The organism is Lysobacter sp. cf310 (genome assembly GCF_900114355.1).
Taxonomy (GTDB): domain Bacteria; phylum Pseudomonadota; class Gammaproteobacteria; order Xanthomonadales; family Xanthomonadaceae; genus Lysobacter.
The window spans coordinates 608,042-626,997 of the sequence record NZ_FOSS01000004.1 but is presented as its reverse complement, the minus strand read 5'-3'; the positions used below and the strand labels follow the sequence as shown (position 1 = coordinate 626,997).

Genomic DNA, 18,956 nt, shown 5'->3' with positions numbered 1-18,956 from the left:
CGGCACCGATCAGAACGGCAGGTTGAGCGTGGGATCCACCGCCAGCAGCTGCGAGCGGAACGCGGCCTGGATGCGGCCCAGCGACTCGCGCGAGTCGGCGTCGAAGCGCAGCACCAGCACCGGCGTGGTGTTGGAGGCGCGCACCAGGCCCCAGCCGTCGGCGTAGTCCACACGCAGGCCGTCGATGGTCGACAGGCGCGCGCCCTCGAACTGGGCCTGCTGCAGGAAACGGTCGACGAAGGTGTGCGGGTCGCCGTCGGGCGCGTCGACCTTGATCTCCGGCGTGGACACGCCGTCGGGCAGCGCGGACAGGGTTTCGCTGGCGCTTTGCGGACGCGCGGCCAGGATTTCGAGCAGGCGCGCGGCGGCGTAGATGCCGTCGTCGAAACCGAACCAGCGCTCCTTGAAGAAGAAGTGGCCGCTCATCTCGCCGGCCAGCTCGGCGTCGGTCTCGCGCATCTTGGCCTTGATCAGCGAATGCCCGGTCTTCCACATCAGCGGGCTGCCGCCGTGGCGCAGGATCTGGCCGGGCAGGCGGCCGGTGCACTTGACGTCGTAGATGATCATCGCGCCCGGGTTGCGTTCCAGCACGTCGGCGGCGAACAGCATCAGCAGGCGGTCGGGGAAGATGTTCTGGCCGTCGCGGGTGACCACGCCCAGGCGGTCGCCGTCGCCGTCGAAGGCCACGCCCAGGTCGGCGTCCAGGCGCTGCACCATCTTGATCAGGTCGGCCAGATTGTGCGGCTCGCTCGGATCCGGATGGTGGTTGGGGAAGGTGCCGTCGATGTCGCAGTACAGCGGCGTGACCTCGGCGCCGATCGCGGTGAGCACGCGCGGGCCGATGTCGCCGGCCACGCCGTTGCCGGCGTCGACCACGACCTTGAGCGGGCGGTCGATCTGCACGTCCGAGGCGATGCGCTGGACGTAGTCCTCGCCGATGTCGCGCTCGGACAGCGAGCCCAGATCGCCCAGGTGCAGGCGGTCGTCGGCGATGCGCGCGTACAGATCGGTGATCGCGTCGCCGGACAGGGTTTCGCCGCCGACCACGATCTTGAAGCCGTTGTAGTCGGGCGGATTGTGGCTGCCGGTGACCGAGATGCAGGAACCGGCGCGCAGGTGATAGGCGCCGAAGTAGATCACCGGCGTCGGCGCCATGCCGATGTCGATCACGTTGCGGCCGGCCTTGCGCAGGCCGGCGATCAGGCCTTCGACCATGGCCGGGCCGGACAGGCGGCCGTCGCGGCCGACCACGATGTCGGTCAGGCCCTGCTCGTGCATCAGCGAACCGACCGAGTGGCCGATCAGTTCGGCGACGCCGGCGTCCAGGGTTTTGCCGACGATGCCGCGCACGTCGTAGGCGCGGAAGATGCTGCGGTCGATCGCGACCGCCTTGGCCGGCAGCGGCGATTTGACGTCGACCGGCAGTTCGATCGGCGGCGGCGCCGGCTGTTGCTCCATCGCTTCGGACAGGGTCTGCGACGGACCTTCTTCTTCGGTGGCGACCGCGGCGCCGCGGCGCCGCTTGGGCGCGCGCCAGGCCATCAGCGCCAACAGCGCCAGGATCGCGGCGGCGCCGAAGCAGCCGATCGCGCCCAGGCCGAGCGGGCCGCCGGCGATGTCGGGAATGGCGGCGGCGACGCGCAGGTCGCTGTCGGGAATCTTGGCCGCGAGCGCTTCGGCGCCGTCGGCGAGCGAGGTGTCGCCGCGCTCGATCACGCTGTAGCCGCCCTGACGCAAGGCCAGGTAGGTGTCGCTGGAGACCGAGGCGCCTTCGATGCCCTGGCTCACGCGCTGCAGCGGCAGGCGCAGGAAGGCCACGCCGACCGCCTGCTGCCCGGCGCGCGCGGGCGCGGCCAGGGCCAGGCTGGGCTGGGCGCCGTCGCGCGCGATCCAGGCCACCGGCTTGTCGTTGGCGATCGCCGCTTCCATCGCGGCCAGACGACCGTAGCCGCCCTTGGGCAGGGCGGCGTATTCGGCGGTCAGATCGCTGCGCAGGACCACGGCGTCGCTGGCGCCGGGCCAGTCCTTGCCCAGTTCGCGCGCGGCCGCGGCCAGATCGCCCGCGCCCAGCGCGGTCTGCACCGGCGCCGAGGCCAGGCGTTCGTCCAGACGCTTGAGTTCGGCGGCCAGGCCGGTCTTGGCGGCTTCGATCGCCGCGTCGCGCGCGCGCTCGATCCCGCTGCGGCGCGCGTTGTCGCGATGCTGCTGCCAGCCGCTCCAGGCGAACCAGGCCGCCAACAGCGCGCACAGCACGATCGCGACCGGGCGTAGCGGTTTGAGTTGCTCGGCCGACAGCTTGGGCCGTTCCATCTTCAGATCCACCATCGTTCCGTTCCTTTGATCAGCGCACGCCGGTGTGGCCGAAGCCGCCGGCCCCGCGCGCACTGGATTCGAATTCGTCGACCACCTGCAGCGTCGCCCGTACGATCGGAAGCACGACCAGCTGCGCGATGCGATCCCCCGGCTGCATCGTAAAAGCCTCGCGCCCGCGATTCCACACGCTGATCAGCAAAGGCCCCTGGTAGTCCGCGTCGATCAGGCCGGTGCCGTTGCCCAGCACGATCCCGTTTTTGTGACCCAGGCCCGATCGCGGCAGGATCACCGCGCACAACGTCGGGTCGCCGAGGTGGATGGCCAGGCCCGAGGGCACCAGCGCGGTATCGCCCGGATGCAGCACCAGCGACTGATCCAGCGCCGCGCGCAGGTCCAGGCCGGCGCTGGCGGCGGTGGCGTATTGCGGCAGCGGCCATTCGTCGCCGAAGCGCGGGTCGAGGATCTTGAGTTCGAGAGTGTGGTTCATGCGGTCCGCAGGCGTTGCGCGATCAGGTCCAGCAGCTCGTCGGCCAGCCGGGTCTTGGGGGCGGGGCCTAGCGCGCGTTCGCCGCCGGCCCAGTACACGGTCAGGGCATTGTCGTCGCTCTCGAAACCGCTGCCGGGCACGCCGACGCGATTGGCGGCGATCAGGTCCAGCTTTTTCTTTTCGAGCTTGCCGCGCGCGTAGCGTTCGACGTCGTCGGTCTCGGCGGCGAAGCCCACCACCAGGCGCGGGCGCGCGGCGTGCACGGCGACCTCGGCCAGGATGTCGGGCGTGCGCACCAGTTCCAGCGCGAAACGCGCTTCGTTCTTCTTGATCTTGCCCGGCGCGACCTGCGCCGGGGTGTAGTCGGCGACCGCGGCCGCGCCGATGTAGGCGTCGACCGGCAGGCCCGCCAGCACCGCCTCGCGCATCTGCGCGGCCGAACGCACGTCGGTGCGCGCGACCCCGGCCGGCGTCGGCAGCGACACCGGGCCGGCGACCAGGCGGACCTGCGCGCCGCGCCGCGCCGCGGCCTCGGCGATCGCGAAGCCCATCTTGCCGCTGCTGCGGTTACCGATGAAACGCACCGGATCGATGTCCTCGTAGGTCGGACCGGCGCTGATCAGCAGGCGCAGGCCCTGCAGGCTGGCCGCGCTCATGCCCTCACCTGCGCGAGCGCGGCGACGATGTCGTCGGGTTCCATCAGGCGGCCGGGGCCGGATTCGGGCTCGGCCATCGGGCCGTCCATCGGCCCCAGCAGGCGCACGCCGCGCGCGCGCAGGGTGGCCACGTTGGCCTGAGTGGCCGGATGCGCCCACATGCGGTGGTTCATCGCCGGCGCCACCGTCAGCGGCGCGTCGGTGGCCAGGCACAGGGTGGTGATCAGATCGTCGGCGAAGCCGTGCGCCAGCTTGGCGATCATGTCGGCGGTGGCCGGCGCGATCAGCACGCGCTGGGCCCAGCGCGCCAGTTCGATATGGCCCATCGAGGCTTCCGCCTGCGCGTCCCACAAGGAGGTGCGCACGGGCTGGCCGGACAGGGCCTGGAAGGTCGCGGTGCCGACGAAACGGGTCGCGTTCTCGGTCATGGCCACGCGCACGTCGGCGCCGGCATCGCGCAGGCGGCGCACCAGCTCGGCGGCCTTGTAGGCGGCGATGCCGCCGCAGACGCAAAGCAGCACGTGCTGGCCTTGCAGGGTGGGTGGCGCGTCTAGTGCCATGTTCGGCTGAATGTCCTGGTGCGGCGGTGCGGCTCCGGCAGCGGCCCGTAAGGGAATTCCCACGCCGGAACGGGGCCCTAGCTTACCCGATGCATCCGTAACGCCCGATCGGCAGGCATCACGCTCCGGAGCAAGCTGCGGCCATGCGTATCCAAGAATGGCCCAGCGCGGAACGGCCCCGCGAAAAACTCCTGGCGCGCGGCGCCCGCTCGCTTTCGGACGCCGAACTGCTGGCGATCTTCCTCGGCTCCGGCCTGCGCGGGCACGACGCGGTCGCCACCGCGCGCGGCTTGCTGAACGCGCACGGCCCGCTGCGCGCCCTGCTCGAATGCAGCCCCACCCAGCTGCTGCGCCTGCCCGGCCTGGGCCCGGCGCGCGCCTGCACCCTGGTGGCCGCGCTGGAGCTGGCCAACCGGCATCTGTCGGCCCAGCTGGAGCGCGGCGAGGCCCTGGCCGACCCCGGCGCGGCCGGGCGCTACTTCGCCCAGCGCCTGCGCGGGCTGTCGCACGAGGTGTTCGCGGCCCTGTTCCTGGACGCCAGCCACCGCGCGATCGCGTTCGAGGAGCTGTTCCGCGGCACCATCGACGGCGCCGAAGTGCACCCGCGCGAGGTGGTCCGGCGCGCACTGGCGCACAACGCCGCCGCGGTGATCGTCGGCCACAACCACCCCAGCGGCAATCCCGAACCCAGCGGCGCCGACCGCGCCGTGACCGCGCGCCTCCGCCACGCCCTGGACCTGGTCGACATCCGCCTGCTCGACCACTTCGTGATCGCCGACGGGCCGCCGGTGTCGATGGCGGCGCGCGGCCTGCTCTGAAGGCCGCGCCCGGCCGCGGCCGTGCGGCCCCGGCGAAGCGCGCGCCGGCGCGCAAGCCGTCGCGGCGGCGTCGCGGCGTCGCGGCGGCGTCGCCGGCCCGCCCGCGCGGCCGCCCTCGCGTACAATGGCCGATCCGCAGCACCCCGCAGAATCCCCGTGAAAACCCATCTCCGCGCGCTGGTCGCGCAGGCCATCGATGCGTTGCGCGCCGCCGGCACCCTGCCGGCCGAGCTGGCGACGCCCGATTTCGTGATCGAACGTCCCAAGACCCGCGCCCAAGGCGACTTCTCGACCAACGCCGCGATGCTGTTGTCCAAGCCCGCGCGCGCCAATCCGCGCGAGATCGCGCAGAAGCTGGTCGACGCCCTGCCCGCCAACGGCGACATCGCGCGCATCGAGATCGCCGGCCCCGGCTTCATCAACTTCCATGTCGCCGAGTCGGCCTGGCGCCGCCTGCTGCGCGAGGCGCTGGCCGCCGGCGCCGCCTACGGCCGCAACGACAGCGGCGCCGGTCATCGCGCCGGCGTCGAATACGTATCGGCCAACCCGACCGGCCCGCTGCACGTCGGTCACGGCCGCGCCGCGGTGATCGGCGACTGCATCGCGCGCGTGCTGGCCGCCAACGGCTGGGACGTCGCGCGCGAGTTCTACTACAACGACGCCGGCGTGCAGATCAACAACCTGGCGATTTCGACCCAGGCGCGCGCGCGCGGCATCGCCCCGGACGGCGAAGGCTGGCCCGAGGACGGCTACCGCGGCGACTACATCGCCGACGTGGCGCGCGCCTATCTCGACGGCGCCACCGTCGAAGTCGACGGCCACAGCGTGGTCGGCGCCGGCGATGCCGACGATCTCGATGCGATCCGCCGCTTCGCCGTGGCCTATCTGCGTCGCGAGCAGAACGGCGACCTCGCCGCCTACGGCGTCGGCTTCGACGTGTACTTCCTGGAAAGCTCGCTGTACGCCGACGACAAGGTCGAGGAGACCGTGCGCGAACTGATCGCGCACGGCCACACCTACGAGGAAGGCGGCGCGCTGTGGCTGCGCAGCACCGACTTCGGCGACGACAAGGACCGCGTGATGCGCAAGTCCGACGGCACCTACACCTACTTCGTGCCCGACGTCGCCTACCACCTCAGCAAGTGGCAGCGCGGCTACGAGCGCGCGATCACCGAACTGGGCGCCGACCACCACGGCTCGCTCGCGCGCGTGCGCGCCGGCCTGCAGGCGCTGGACGCCGGGATTCCGCAGGGCTGGCCCGAGTACGTGCTGCACCAGATGGTCACGGTGATGCGCGGCGGCGAAGAAGTGAAGCTGTCCAAGCGCGCCGGCAGTTACCTGACCCTGCGCGACCTCATCGACGAGGCCGGGCGCGACGCGGTGCGCTGGTTCCTGATCGCGCGCAAGCCCGATTCGCAGCTGACCTTCGACATCGACCTGGCGCGCTCGCAGTCGATGGACAACCCGGTCTATTACGTGCAGGTCTCGCATGCGCGCATGTGCGGCCTGATGCGCCAGCTCAAGGAACGCGGCCTGTCCTTCGACCTGGAGCAGGGCCTGACCCGGCCGCTGGATCTGGACGATGAGGCCGCGCACGAACTGGTGACCACCCTGCTGCGCTACCCCGACGTGGTGGCCGCGGCCGGCCGCGACCTCGAGCCGCACCAGATCGCGGTCTACCTGCTGGAATTGGCGCAGACCTTCCAGACGTATTACAACGACCACCAGTTCCTGGTCGACGACGACGCCGTGCGCAATGCGCGCCTGGCGCTGGCGACGGCGACGCGCCAGGTGCTGGCGAACGGTCTGGATCTGTTGGGCGTCAGCGCCCCCGAGGTGATGTAAGTGGCAGCACGACGTGGCAAATCGCAAGCGAAGCGCAACCAGGGCAACGGCGGCGGCCTGCCCGGCTGGGCCTGGGGCGTCATGGGCGTCCTGTTGGGCGTGGTGCTGATCCTGTCGGCGCCGAAGTTCCTCAAGTCCGACGGCGACGGCTTCTTCCGTCCCAAGCCCAATCCCGACGCCCAACCCGCGCCGGTGGCGGTGGCCGAGGACGAAACCGTCGCGCCCAACAACGATGCCGGCCCGAGCCAGCCCAAACCCGCGGCCGACGCGCCCAAACAGGGCCCGGAGTACGACTTCTACACCCTGCTTCCGGGCAAGGAAGTGCCGCTGACCGACGCCGAGCTGGCCGCGACCGAACGCGCCGAAGCCGCGCGTCTGGCCCAGCAGCAGAAGCAGCAGGCGGCGCAGGCCGCCGCCGCGCAGACCGGCACGGCTCCGGCCGCCTCGCCGGCCAATGCCAGCGCCGCCAACAACGCCAGCGCCACGCTGCCCAAGCCGGTCGACGCCGGCACCGGCACGCCGGTCGCGGGCACGCCGGCGGCCAACAACGCCGGCGCGGCCACGACGCCGGCCGCCGCGGCCAACGCCACCGCCAGCACCGCCCCGGCGGTCGACGACGGCACCCGCTACCTGCTCCAGGCCGGCGCCTTCCAGGCCTCCGGCCAGGCCGAGGAAATGAAGGCCAAGATCGCCCTGCTGGGCCTGGGCGCCCGCGTGGAATCGGCGCAGATCGGCGGCAAGACCGTCTACCGCGTGCGCATGGGGCCCTACGGCACCGCCAGCGACCTGGCCGAAGCCAAGCGCAAGCTCGCCGGCGGCGGTTTGCCGGGCATGGCCATCAAGGTCAAGTAAAGCGGATCGGCCGGCCGCCCCGCGCGGCCGCTGCGACCTTTCGTCCCCACGCTGTGGGGACGCAACGTCTCCTCGTACGGTGCGGTGAGCCAAGGGCGAACTGCATCGTCGCAAGCGCGCGACCGGCCGCGATGGCGCGGTTGCCGCCGCCCCCCACGTTCGACGCTCGCCTCCCCTTCGCAAATGGCCGAAGGCGCGTGTTTACGAACCGCAGGTTCGGGCGCGACTGAACGCCAGGGCGATGCCCGCTGGCCGCACGGATCGAGGCAATCCGCTGCCAACTCCGCACACGCGCCGCCGATGATCCGCCACCGTAGGATGCGGTGAGCCGAAGGCGAACCGCATCGTCGCGGGGGCCCTACCCGCCGCGATGGCGCGGTTATCGCCGCGCCCTCCGTCCGCCGCTCGTCTTCCCCCTTAGGCAAAAGCGAATGCAGGGGATCTGCTTTAGGCGCGGCGCAGGTTCGCCGCGACCGCCTGCGCCCACCGCCTTGCGCAAGCGCGAGCGCGGTCACAGCCCGCGCAGCGCGCGCTTCGCCTGAGGCGCGGCCGAGGTAGACTCGCCCGGTTCCTGGCAGGGTGAAGCATGGACAAACGCGTACTTCTGGGCTGCATCGCCGCACTGTCCGTGCTGTTGTTGGGCGGTCTGGCCGCGCAGCTGGCCGGCGCCAACAGCGAGGGCGGGCAGATCCTGCACACGCCGCTGGGCCGGGTGCCGATCGGCGATGTCGTGATGGTGCTGTTGGCGATGACGGTCGGCGGCGCGGTCGCGCGGCGCAAATTCCGTGCGGTCGCGGTGCTGATGGTGCTGATCGTGTGGTTGGCGATCCTGACCGTGCTGGTGGCGATGATCGCCCCCGACAGTCCGCCGCCGATGGCTTCGCTGCCGGCGATGCTGAAGTACAACGGCGCGGCGATCGTGCTGAGCCTGTTGGCGGCCTGGCTGGGCGCCACCATCGGCGAGACCCTGGCCAATCGGCGCGTTAAGGCCGCCGCGTCCTGAGCGTAGCGCCGCTGCCTTCTGTGGGAGCGGCGTGAGCCGCGATCGTGCGGCCCCATCGCAACGCAGCTCGTCGCTCACGCAGCGAATGCAACAGCATCGCGGCTTACGCCGCTCCCACAGGGAGCCGGCGCAACGCGCGCTGCCGGTCCGGTCGCGCGCTCAGCCGCGCTTGATCGCGATCAGTGCCGAGGTATCCGACTCGCCCATGCCGCGTTCGATCAGCTCGGCGTAGTCGGCCAGGGCCTGGTCGATGACGGCGGTGCGGATGCCGCTGTCGCGCGCGATGCCCTGCACGATGCGCAGGTCCTTGAGCATGTGCGCGCACTTGAAGCCGGGCGCGAACTCGTCGCGCAGCATGGTCGCGCCGCGCTTGTCGAGGAACCAGTTGTTGGCCGCGCCGGCCAGTAGGGTCGGCAACAGGCGCTCCGGATCCAGGCCCAGCTTCTCGCCCAGCGCCAGGCCTTCGCAGACCGCCTCGTTGATGCCGGCGACCAGCACCTGGTTGACCGCCTTGGTGGCCTGGCCGGCGCCGGTGCCGCCCATGTGGCTGATACGCGCGGCGTAGGACTCGATCGCCGGGCGTGCGCGTTCCAGCACCTCGGCGTCGCCGCCGGCCATCACCGACAGCTTGCCGTTGCGCGCGCCTTCGACGCCGCCGGACACCGGCGCGTCGATGAAGCCGATGTTGTGCGTGGCCAGCATCGCCGCGCAGCGGCGCGCGGTTTCCACCGCCACCGTCGAGTGGTCGACCACCACGGCGCCGGCCTTGAGCACTTCGGCCAGCGCGGCCACGTTCTCCAGCACGTCCGCGTCCAGCGACACGCACAGCGTGACCACGTCGCAGTCGGCGAAGTTGGCCGCCGAGCGCGCCGCGCGCACGTCCAGCTCCGCCGCCAACGCGTCGGCCTTGGCCTGGGTGCGATTGCCGACCGCGGTCAGCAGGCCGCGGTTGTGCACGTAACGCGCCATCGGCGCGCCCATCGCGCCCAGGCCTATGAATCCGACTTTCATTTCAACCTTCCGTCCCGTGAGGGTGTTCAGACCTGCCATTCGTAAATCGTGAGCCGCGACGCACCGGTCAGGTGCAGCGGATCGGTGTGCGCCAGCGCGGTCGCCGCGTCCAGGTCCGGCGCCAGCAGCACATAGGCGCCGCCGCTCTTGTCCGAGAACCCGCCCGAGCGCTCCAGCCGGCCTTGCGCGCGCAGCGCGGCGATGAACTCGCGGTGCGGCTCGATCGCGCCCGCATCGAAGTTCGCCTCGCGCATCGCCAGCACCAGATACTGCTTCATGTCCGCGCTCCCGCCGTCGTCACGCCAGCGGCGCGTCGCTGAGATAGGTGTAGCCGGTCAGGCCGGTTTCCAGCGCCTCGTTCAGACGCTCGGACTCCTCGTCCGACAACCCGGCCGCGGCGACCTTGTCGCGGTAGGCCTGGCGCAGGTCGGACAACTGGTAGCCCACGTAGTCCAGCATCACGTCGGTGGTGTCGCCGCGGCGCTGCTGCGCGATCCGGTAGCCGTCGCCGTCCACGCGCACTTCCACCGCGTCGGTGTCGCCGAACAGGTTGTGGATGTCGCCCAGGATTTCCTGATAGGCGCCGACCAGGAAGAAGCCCAGCCGGTAGCTCTCGCCGTGCTTGAGGCGATGCAGCGGCAGCGAGGTGTCCAGGCCTTCGTTCTCGACGTAGGTCTTGACGGTGCCGTCGGAGTCGCAGGTCATGTCGGCCAGGATGCCGCGACGTTCCGGCGTTTCGTCCAGGCGCTCGATCGGCACGATCGGGAACACCTGATCGATCGCCCACACGTCCGGGATCGACTCGAACACGCTGAAGTTGACGAAGTACTTGTCGACCAGGCGGTCGTTGAGCTCGTCCAGCAGCTCGCGATGGCTCTTCTCGTCGTAGTTCAGACGCTGCCGCACGGCATGCGCGATCGCGTAGAACAGGTCGTCGATGCGCGCGCGCTGGGTCAGATCGATCTGGCCCAGGGCGTACAGCGACAGACCTTCGCTGTGGTGGTGCTGGGCCTCGTGGAACAACTCCACCGCCGGGCGCCGGTCTAGCTCGTCGTGGATCTCGCGCAGATGGCGCACCACCGCCGGCTCGTCGTCGTGCGAATCGGGGATGCGGCCTTCCGGCGCCTCCTCCACTTCCGACACGTTGGCCACCAGCACCGCGTGATGCGCGGTCATCGCGCGTCCGCATTCGGTGACCACGCGCGGCGGGGTCAGGCCGTGCTCGGCGCAGGCCTCGGCCAGCGGCTGCACGATGCTGTTGGCGTACTGGCCGATGCCGTAGTTGATCGAGCAGTAGCCGCGCGAACGCGTGCCTTCGTAGTCGATGCCCAGGCCGCCGCCGACGTCCATGTAGCGCACCTTGGCGCCCAGCTTGGACAGCTCGACGAAGTAACGCGTGGCCTCGCGCATGCCGTTGGCGATGTCGCGCACGTTGGAGATCTGCGAACCCATGTGGAAATGCAGCAACTGCAGGCAGTCGCTCATGCCGGCGTCGCGCAGCTTCTTCCACAGATCCAGCACCTGACGCGGCGACAGCCCGAACTTGGCCTTGTCGCCGCCGCTGTTCTGCCACTTGCCCGCGCCCAGCGAGGCCAGGCGCATGCGCACGCCCAGGCCGGGCTGCACGCCCAGGGCCTGCGCCTCCTCGATTACCAGCGCGAGCTCGGAGGGCTTTTCGACCACGATGTAGGTCTCCATGCCGAGCTTGCGGCCGATCAGGGCCAGGCGGATGTACTCGCGGTCCTTGTAGCCGTTGCACACGATCAGGCCGCCGGGCCGGCTCAGCGCCAGCACCGCCATCAGCTCGGGCTTGCTGCCCGCTTCCAGGCCGAAGCCTTCGCCGTGGTGCGAGGCCAGGGTGCCGGCCACGCCGCGGTGCTGGTTGACCTTGATCGGGTAAACCGCGGTGTAGCCGCCGGGGTAGTCCCACTCGGCCTGGGCCTGGGCGAACGCGGCCTGCAGCTTGCCCAGGCGGTCGCCGAGGATGTCGGGGAAGCGCACCAGCACCGGCAGCTTGGCGCCGTTGGCGCGCGCGGCGTCGACGACCTCGGGCAGCGGAATCGCCGGCCCGCGCTCGCCGTGCGGCCGCACCGCGATCCGCCCGGCCGTATCGACGTCGAAGTAGCCTTCGGACCAATGCGGGATCGAGTAGGTCTTGCGGGCCTGATCGAGCGACCAGTCGGACATCGGCGTGGCACCAGTGGGACGGAGGGGACGCGCATTCTACCGTCCCCATGCCTCGATCCCGGCCATCGCTGCCTGAACGGCCGCGAGGCGCCGCCCGCGGCTCCGGCGCGCAGGCCTCAAGCCCGCGTGTACACCAGCGTGCCCGGCATCGCCTTGATCCGCTTGGCCAGCGCGCGATGGCTGGATTCGTGCAGGGCGACGATGCTGCCGGGCAGCTCCAGGCCGTCGAGCACCTTCTGCAGCATCCCGCCCTCGGTCCAGGCCACGCCGCGCAGCGCCAGCAACACCAGGTAGTGCGGGATGCCGCTGTCGTCGCCCGCGATCTCCTTGCGCACGATCCAGGCCTGCTTGACCTTGCCCGAAGCCTGCAGGCCCGCCGTGGCGATCCGCAGGGCCTCGGCATCCAGGTCGTGCTCGAGCAGGCGGTCCTTCTTGGGATCGACCTCCTCGCGCGCGAGCAAGGCGCCGTCGCGGCGCTGGTACAGCGCGCGCAGCCGCTTCGCCGCGGCCTCGAACGCGGCCTCGTCGCCGACGCGGTGGTGGTGCTGCATCAGCACCTGCAGGCCCTGCTCGGTCAGGTCCGGGTCCAGCTCGATCGCGCGCTCCAGCAGGCCCACGCCTTCCGCGTCCTGGCGGTCGACCAACTGCGCGCCCAGGCGCGCGAGCACCAGGGCGTCGTCGGGGCGCGCGGCCAGGGCGGCGCGATACAGCGGCACGGCGTCGGCGTCGGGACGCAGGCGGTCGACCAGCACCGCGTACTCGCCCAGCTCGGCGCCGGCCAGCGTATCGGCGCGCGCCTCCAGCTCGGCCAGACGCGCATGGTCCTGGCCCAGCGCCTGGTGGCGCTGCTGCCAGGTCTCGGCGACGTGCTCGCGCCATTCGCGGCTGAAACGCTCCTCCAGGGTCTCGCGCAACGGCCCCAGCAGGGCCTCGGCGGCGGATCGCGTCGGCGCCGGCACCGCCGCCGGCGCCTGCCCCAGGGCCTGCAGGCGCTGGGCCAGGGTCGGGTGGGTGTCGTCCAGGCCAGGCTGCTCGTCCAGCAGCTCCTGCAGGCGCATTGCGTCGTCGGCGCCCGCGCCGGCGAAGCTGCCGGCCATGTCGCGGTACAGCGCCTGCGGCGGCCGCGGCTGGGTCTCGACGCTGCGCTCCACGCCCGCCCAGAAATCGCGTTGCAGGCGCACGCTGCCCAGCCCCACGCGCTGCAGGGCCTGGGCCATGGTCGGCGCGCCGGTCACGCGCGCGGCGGTGGCGTCGGCGTCGTACTCCTGCGCGCGCGCCAGCACGAAGCTGTAGGCGTCGAAATAGGGCGCGTACCAATTGAAGAAGCGCAGGAACACCGCACCCATGCGCGAGCGGCGCTGCGACAGCTCGCCCAGGAAGCGGTTCCAACTGGCGCGCACTCGGTAGATCCAGCCGGCGAAACGGCCGTGGCCGCCGCCGAAATGGCCGAACTCGTGGGCGACCACCGCGGCGAACTGTTCGCGGCTGAGCAACTGCATCAGCGGCAGGCCCAACACCAGGTAGTGGGTATGCCCGAACAGGCCCAGCGCGCGCGGCACGCTGGCCGCGCCGGCGTTGAGATTGGGGTCGATCAGAATCTGCTTCAGCGGCGGCGCCCCGGTCTGCGCGCGCAGGCGCTCGATCTCGGCGCGCAGCTCGGGCGCCTCGTTCGGGCCCAGCACGTAGCCGCTGGGCGGCTCGAACTTCACCCACAGCGCCTTGAGCACGAACCAGCCGAACGCGACCGGTATCCAGATCACCTTCAGCAGCTTGAGCAGCAGGATCGGGCTGATCGCCAGCAAGGCCAGCACCAGGCCGGCCGACATGCCCAGCGCCAGCAGCACCGTGCCGCCCAGCACCGCGAACCCCAGGCCCGCCAACAGGGCCAACTTGAACTTGTAGCGTCCCGGCGCCTGCTGCGCCTCCCGCTCCAGGCGCTCGACCAGCCCCTGGTACCGCGCAACCGATGCCATCCCTGCAGCCCCCTGCTACACCCCCGTGTCTGCGGCCATTTTAGGCCAGGTCGGGCGTCTCACGCCCGGTCCGTTACAATGCCGCCCCCCGCCTTGGCGCAGCGCCCGCACGTCGTGGCGCAGCGCGGCCGTCATCCGCGGCGGCTACCTTGGCAGACGCGCCCCACTTCTTCTGGAATCACCCGCATGAGCAGCTCCGACACCTGGCATTACGAGAACTTCGAGCGCGCCGGCTCGGCCATCGGCTATCGCATCACCCGCAAGCTCGACGAGGTCCAGTCGCCGTTCCAGAAGATCGAGATCTTCGAGAGCACCGACTGGGGCAACCTCATGCTGATCGACGGCGCGATGATGCTGACCACGCGCGACAACTTCCTCTACCACGAGATGATGTCGCACCCGGCGCTGTTCACCCACGCCGCGCCCAAGAACGTGGTCATCATCGGCGGCGGCGACTGCGGCACCCTGCGCGAAGTGCTCAAGCACCCCGGCGTGGAAGAGGCCGTGCAGTGCGACATCGACGAGCAGGTCACGCGCATGGCCGAGAAGTGGTTCCCGGAACTGTGCGAGCGCAACGGCGACGCGCGCGCGCAGCTGCTGTTCGACGACGGCATCGCCTACATGGCCAACCGCGCGCCGGGCAGCGTCGACATCATCATCGTCGACTCCACCGACCCGGTCGGCCCGGCCGAGGGCCTGTTCAACAAGGCCTTCTACGAAAGCTGCTTCCGCGCGCTCAAGGACGACGGCATCCTGGTCCAGCAGTCGGAATCGCCGCTGGTCCTGCTGGACCTGATCAAGGAAATGCGCGGCGAGATGGGCAAGGCCGGCTTCGCCCGCTTCCAGACCCTGCCGTTCCCGCAGCCGTGCTATCCGACCGGCTGGTGGAGCTGCACCCTGGCGCGCAAGTCCGGCGGCTTCGACTTCCGCGACGCCGACGCGCGCGGCAAGGGCTTCGACACCTTGTACTACAGCGCCGACATCCACCGCGGCGCGCAGACCCTGCCGCCGTTCGTGGCCGCGGCGCTGGGCGAGGGCTGATCCGATACCGGGCGCGGCCCAGGCACTGGCCTGGCACCGCGCCCGATAGGCGACGTCGCGGCGGCCGTCATGGCCGCCGCTTCGTTTCCGGCCTCAGCGGAAGGCCGCCATCGTCGGCGCGCGCTCGCGCATGACGCGCTCGTTGTCGCGCGTGCTGGTGCCCAGCGCGCGGGCCACGCCGCCCACGGTGTAGGTCTGGTCGATCGTGGAGAAGTAGCCGATGCGCGGCTGCGGATTCGAGTTCACCGCCATGATGGTGCGGAAATTACCCGACGTGTTGACGTAGCCGTGACCGTACGAGAACGGCGTGGTGTTCGAATCGTTGTCGTGACGCGCACCGAACAAATGCGCCGCCTCGTGCACGAAGGTGAAGGTGCTGCAGCTGTGGTTCTGCACGAAGTAGCCGTTGGCCGCGGTGGCGCCGATCGAATACGCCTGGCCGCACAGCGACAGACCGCCGCTATTGAGACCGTCGCGGACGACCAGGGTCACCAGATCGGCGGCCGTGTTGTTGCGCTCGGTGGTCGAATAGGCGTCGTACCAGCCGTCGGCGGTGTTGCGGATGCGCGACAGCAGCGTTTCGGAGGTGTCGGTCGCCTGCCCCTGCGTGGGGAAGCGCACGCCGGCGCTTTGGAACTGCACGGCCAGGGCGTTGTTGGCGAACGCGGTGTTCGACTGGGCGATGAAGAACGCCGCGCGGTCGTTGGCCGAATTCTGGCCGCCCAACTGGGAAACCGCCTCGGGCGTGTAAACCTGCAGCACGCGGATGATGCTGTTGGCGAGCAGCGCGTTGGCCGCCGGAGCGACGCTGCGGCCGCGATCCGGCTGCGGCGCCAGATCGACGCGGCTGGGCGTATCGTCCGCGCCTTCGAGGCTGGCCGGGTCGCGCTTGACCATGAACTGCTGCTTGCCGTCCTCCGAGGTCAGCACCTCGTACACCTCGCCGCTGGCGGCGACGATCTGTCCGGTCACGCGCTCGCCGCGCACCACGAACAGAGCGGTGGACGGCGGCGTAGCGCCGAGCTGGAGCTGGCCGCTGGGCAGCAGGCGATCCGCGCCCGACCAGACCACGTCGCCCTCGGGCGTGCGATACGACTTCGCCAGTCGCATGTGCAGGCGCGCGCCTTCCGGCATGCTCAAGCTCAGCTCGCGCTGCGCGCCGAGCAGTACCTTGCGGTCGATCGACACCGACGATGCCCACAGCGCGGTCTTATCGCGCAGCATGTTGTTGACATTGGCGGGCGCCGCGGCGGCGACCCTGGACGAATGGGCCTGGAACAGTTCCGGCGCCGCCGCCGATTGCGCATCGGCGACATTGACCGTAGCGGCGACCAAGCCGGCGATGGACATTACCAAGATTGCCTTCTGCATCTGTCTCTCTCCTTGAACACAGCATTGAGTGTTGGCATCGAGGGCGACGAGCATCGCCCGACTCGTTCATAGCCGTATCGCCGACCGCTGCGTGCACTTAGGCAGCGTGCGCGCGCGATCGAACCGCCTTGAACGGAGCCGAGCTTAGGCACGGCGTTTGTAGCGACAACAGATCGGAAATCCCTCATTCCCGCGCGGAACCTGCAACGTCAATCACACATTCCGGCATCGGAAATTCGAAGGCACACAAGATGTGCACTAAGTGAGCCAGCTCGCACGTATACGCCGAAGGCGATCACCGTCGGTGTTCCGCGCCGCCACGCACGACTGCGCGACGCGCCAGGTCCACTCGACACCGCTCATAAGAAAAGCCCCGCAGCGATGCGGGGCTCTCTTCAAGGCGACGATTTCATTTCGGTCGCGGCTCGACCGCTTTCGGCGGCGGTGGAGGCGGCGGCGGCCATCCACTGTCCACGAAGTCGCGTCCCGCGATCAGAGAGGTATGCTCCAAGGCGATACGTCCTTCCAGCACCTTGCGGACTTCGGCCAAGGCGACGTCGCCCTGCTGGGGCTGCAATCCCCCCAGATGGATCACCGTGTTTCGACCCGCCCACCAACCCGGCCTGGCGTCGCGCACGAAGGCAACGTAGTAGTGGCCGACATCCATGCGGCTGCCCGCGCATACGCCGGTGTAATAGCGCAGCTTCGGCGAGATGGCCGCGCTTCCACGCAAAACCTTCAGTACGCGGATCTCACCGTACACCGTGCCCTCGATTTCCTTGGGCGGCGTCGCCAGCCGCGATGCCGTCAGTTGGAACACGAAGACCTGCGTGGCCTCGCGTGCCGCGACACTGCTCAACGGAGATGCCGGCGTACAGGCCCATGCGGGCACCGTCGCGCTCAGCAATGCGAATGTTAGCAACGCCATCGGTGCATAGGCCTGTTTGGATTTTGTCATCACGCTACTCCTCTCCATGCACAGCCAGGGGGTTCGCGATCGGCGGCACGCGACCGACGTCAGCAATGCCTGTGGTCACGGCGCAGTTTTCGCCTTCGGCATCGCGCAGCGCAGATACAGGATGAACTCCTCGCGTGCGGGCATGGGACCGCCGCCGAACTGCTCGATCACCGCCGGGTGCAACTGCGCGAGGTCCTCCGGCGAGCGCGCGATCTGCGGCGCCCACAGGTCGGCGAAGGCTTCCGGTGTCTGCGTCTTGCCTAGCGAGGCGCGCATGGCGTTGAGGAAGGACACCACTTCGTAGCAGCGCCCGACCATGGGCGGATTCAGCGGAATGGCGTGGGCCTGCACGCATTGCTGCATGCGCTGAGCACCGTGGCGCGCCAGGGACTTGGGCGGATTCGCGTACAGGGCCTCGACCTCCGCCTTCAGCGCTTCGGGCGTGTCCCGGAATCGCTCGGGAAAGCGCGCATTGGTCGCTTCGGCTTTGCTCAATACCGTGGCCAGGTCTGGCCGGTCCTTGCCGATCACCAGCAGGGCATTGCTCAGGGCGGACGTCGCCTGCCCCAGGCAGATCGCGGTGTCGGCCAGATGGGTCCGGCCCAGCCCGTTGACCGTTTCCTCCTTGTCGCCCTCGGCCGCCCACGCGCTCGTGGCGACCAGGATCCCCAGCAGCGCTGCCATCGCTTTCATCTCGTCCCCTGCCTCGCGCTTGCACTTGGATGGACCGGCCGCACCCCGCGCCGCCGGTTCGGCGCTACGGTACTACGCGCGACCTATCCGCCGTGACCGATCCAGCGCATCGCCGCGAGGTTGAGCGCATACCCGCCCACCGTCAGCAGCATGAACAGCACCGCCGCCAGCAGCAGCGGTTTGGCCCCCGCTTGGCGGATGGCGCCGATCTGCGTGCGCAGACCCAGCGCGGCCATCGCCATCGCCAGCAGCGCGGTATCCAGCTGCACGATCGCCGCGAGCCAGGCCGGCGGCAGCGGCAACGGCAGCAGCGAATGCAAGCCGCTGACAGCGATGAAGGCCAGCGCGAACCACGGCAGCGTGAGCTTGGCGCGCTCGCCACCTTCGGCGCGCCCCGCGACGCGCGCGGAGAGCAGCAACAGGAACGGCGCCAGCAGCATCACCCGCAACATCTTCTCGATCACCGCCGTCGAGGCCGCGGTCTCGCCGACCGCGCGGCCGGCCACCACCACCTGTGCGACCTCGTGCACGGTCGAGCCCACGTAGAGCCCGTAGGCGTGTTCGCTCAGGCCCAGATGCGGATACAGCCAGGGATAGACGAACATGCCGATGGTCCCGAACACCACCACGGTCGCCACCGCCACCGACACCTGATGCGCGCGGGCGCGCAGCACCGGCTCGGTCGCCATCACCGCCGCCGCGCCGCAGATCGCGCTGCCCGCGCCGATCAGCATCGCGGTCTCGCGGTCCAGCTTCAGCCAGCGCGTACCCAGCCAGACCGCGCTGGCGAACACCGACGCCACCACCACCGCATCCACCACCAGGCCGGCCACGCCGACCGCGGCCAGGTCGTGGAAACCGACGCGGAATCCATAGAGCACGATGCCCAGGCGCAGCAGCCGGCTGCGGCAGAGGTCGACGCCGGGGCCGGCGACCGCGGCGATTCGAGCGAACGCGGTGTTGCCGACGACGATGCCGAGCACGATCGCCAGCGTCAGCGCGCTCAGGCCGAGCCCGCGCAGGGGCGCCCACTCGGCCAGGCCCCAGGCCAGCGCCGCCAGCGTCGCGGCCAGCCCCAGGCCCGGGCCGTAGCCCATCGCTCGGCGCGGCGCCGAGGCCTCGGCGACGGCGGACGGAGCGGCGGTTTCGTAGACGGACGACACGGGACAGCACTCTCCGGCGCCGCAG

The 18,956-nt window shown here is 70.4% G+C and carries 15 protein-coding genes and 1 pseudogene; 5 read left to right on the top strand and 11 right to left on the bottom strand.

Features of this window, described 5'->3' with window-relative positions:
* Positions 1 to 9: 9 nt before the first annotated feature.
* From BMZ45_RS17215 to coaBC, 3 genes and pseudogenes are all read right to left on the bottom strand, one after another.
* On the bottom strand, positions 10 to 2,325 hold the full coding sequence (locus BMZ45_RS17215; protein ID WP_254776676.1) for a phosphomannomutase/phosphoglucomutase: 2,316 nt from the start codon (positions 2,323 to 2,325) through the stop codon (positions 10 to 12).
* Positions 2,326 to 2,341: 16 nt separating this feature from the next.
* A complete protein-coding gene (gene dut / locus BMZ45_RS17210; protein ID WP_056176804.1) occupies positions 2,342 to 2,800 on the bottom strand; it encodes a dUTP diphosphatase in 459 nt (152 codons plus the stop codon).
* A pseudogene (gene coaBC / locus BMZ45_RS17205) lies at positions 2,797 to 4,016 on the bottom strand (bifunctional phosphopantothenoylcysteine decarboxylase/phosphopantothenate--cysteine ligase CoaBC). Before coaBC ends, dut begins: the two are co-directional and overlap by 4 nt.
* Positions 4,017 to 4,159: 143 nt before the next feature.
* Between coaBC and radC the strand changes: the two are divergent.
* The 4 genes from radC (at position 4,160) to BMZ45_RS17185 (ending at position 8,534) form a co-directional block, all read left to right on the top strand.
* Positions 4,160 to 4,834 carry a RadC family protein gene (gene radC, locus BMZ45_RS17200; protein WP_091637734.1) on the top strand — a complete coding sequence of 225 codons (675 nt, stop codon included), beginning with the start codon at positions 4,160 to 4,162 and terminating at the stop codon, positions 4,832 to 4,834.
* Between the two features lie 156 nt (positions 4,835 to 4,990).
* A complete protein-coding gene (gene argS, locus BMZ45_RS17195) occupies positions 4,991 to 6,679 on the top strand; it encodes an arginine--tRNA ligase (protein ID WP_091637733.1) in 1,689 nt (562 codons plus the stop codon).
* Positions 6,680 to 7,531 carry an SPOR domain-containing protein gene (locus BMZ45_RS17190; RefSeq protein ID WP_091637732.1) on the top strand — a complete coding sequence of 284 codons (852 nt, stop codon included), beginning with the start codon at positions 6,680 to 6,682 and terminating at the stop codon, positions 7,529 to 7,531.
* 586 nt (positions 7,532 to 8,117) lie between these two features.
* The gene (locus BMZ45_RS17185) at positions 8,118 to 8,534 is read left to right on the top strand and encodes a hypothetical protein (protein ID WP_091637731.1); all 417 of its coding nucleotides are present in this window, start codon (positions 8,118 to 8,120) and stop codon (positions 8,532 to 8,534) included.
* A gap of 159 nt (positions 8,535 to 8,693) precedes the next feature.
* Here the strand turns inward: BMZ45_RS17185 and BMZ45_RS17180 are convergent, their stop codons facing one another.
* The 4 genes from BMZ45_RS17180 to BMZ45_RS17165 form a co-directional block, all read right to left on the bottom strand.
* Positions 8,694 to 9,545 carry an NAD(P)-dependent oxidoreductase gene (locus BMZ45_RS17180; RefSeq protein WP_091637730.1) on the bottom strand — a complete coding sequence of 284 codons (852 nt, stop codon included), beginning with the start codon at positions 9,543 to 9,545 and terminating at the stop codon, positions 8,694 to 8,696.
* 26 nt (positions 9,546 to 9,571) lie between these two features.
* The gene (locus BMZ45_RS17175; RefSeq protein WP_091637729.1) at positions 9,572 to 9,823 is read right to left on the bottom strand and encodes a YciI family protein; all 252 of its coding nucleotides are present in this window, start codon (positions 9,821 to 9,823) and stop codon (positions 9,572 to 9,574) included.
* Positions 9,824 to 9,842: 19 nt separating this feature from the next.
* A complete protein-coding gene (gene speA / locus BMZ45_RS17170; RefSeq protein ID WP_091637728.1) occupies positions 9,843 to 11,732 on the bottom strand; it encodes an arginine decarboxylase in 1,890 nt (629 codons plus the stop codon).
* A 116-nt stretch (positions 11,733 to 11,848) separates the two neighbouring features.
* The gene (locus BMZ45_RS17165) at positions 11,849 to 13,705 is read right to left on the bottom strand and encodes a M48 family metalloprotease (RefSeq protein ID WP_091637727.1); all 1,857 of its coding nucleotides are present in this window, start codon (positions 13,703 to 13,705) and stop codon (positions 11,849 to 11,851) included.
* A gap of 186 nt (positions 13,706 to 13,891) precedes the next feature.
* Between BMZ45_RS17165 and speE the strand changes: the two genes are divergently transcribed.
* The gene (gene speE / locus BMZ45_RS17160; RefSeq protein WP_091637726.1) at positions 13,892 to 14,746 is read left to right on the top strand and encodes a polyamine aminopropyltransferase; all 855 of its coding nucleotides are present in this window, start codon (positions 13,892 to 13,894) and stop codon (positions 14,744 to 14,746) included.
* A gap of 93 nt (positions 14,747 to 14,839) precedes the next feature.
* On the opposite strand, the gene BMZ45_RS17155 is transcribed toward speE, so the two are convergent.
* The 4 genes from BMZ45_RS17155 to BMZ45_RS17140 all read right to left on the bottom strand — a co-directional run bounded on the left by BMZ45_RS17155 (position 14,840) and on the right by BMZ45_RS17140 (position 18,931).
* Positions 14,840 to 16,117: a M12 family metallo-peptidase gene (locus BMZ45_RS17155; protein WP_175489128.1), complete on the bottom strand. Its 1,278-nt coding sequence runs from the start codon at positions 16,115 to 16,117 to the stop codon at positions 14,840 to 14,842.
* Between the two features lie 409 nt (positions 16,118 to 16,526).
* On the bottom strand, positions 16,527 to 17,075 hold the full coding sequence (locus tag BMZ45_RS17150; protein WP_139215557.1) for a hypothetical protein: 549 nt from the start codon (positions 17,073 to 17,075) through the stop codon (positions 16,527 to 16,529).
* A gap of 75 nt (positions 17,076 to 17,150) precedes the next feature.
* Complete coding sequence (locus BMZ45_RS17145) at positions 17,151 to 17,768, bottom strand: hypothetical protein (RefSeq protein WP_091637723.1); 618 nt, start codon at positions 17,766 to 17,768, stop codon at positions 17,151 to 17,153.
* An 83-nt stretch (positions 17,769 to 17,851) separates the two neighbouring features.
* Positions 17,852 to 18,931 (bottom strand): YeiH family protein, encoded by a 1,080-nt coding sequence (locus tag BMZ45_RS17140; protein WP_254776675.1) that lies wholly within the window; start codon positions 18,929 to 18,931, stop codon positions 17,852 to 17,854.
* Between the last annotated feature and the right edge of the window lie 25 nt (positions 18,932 to 18,956).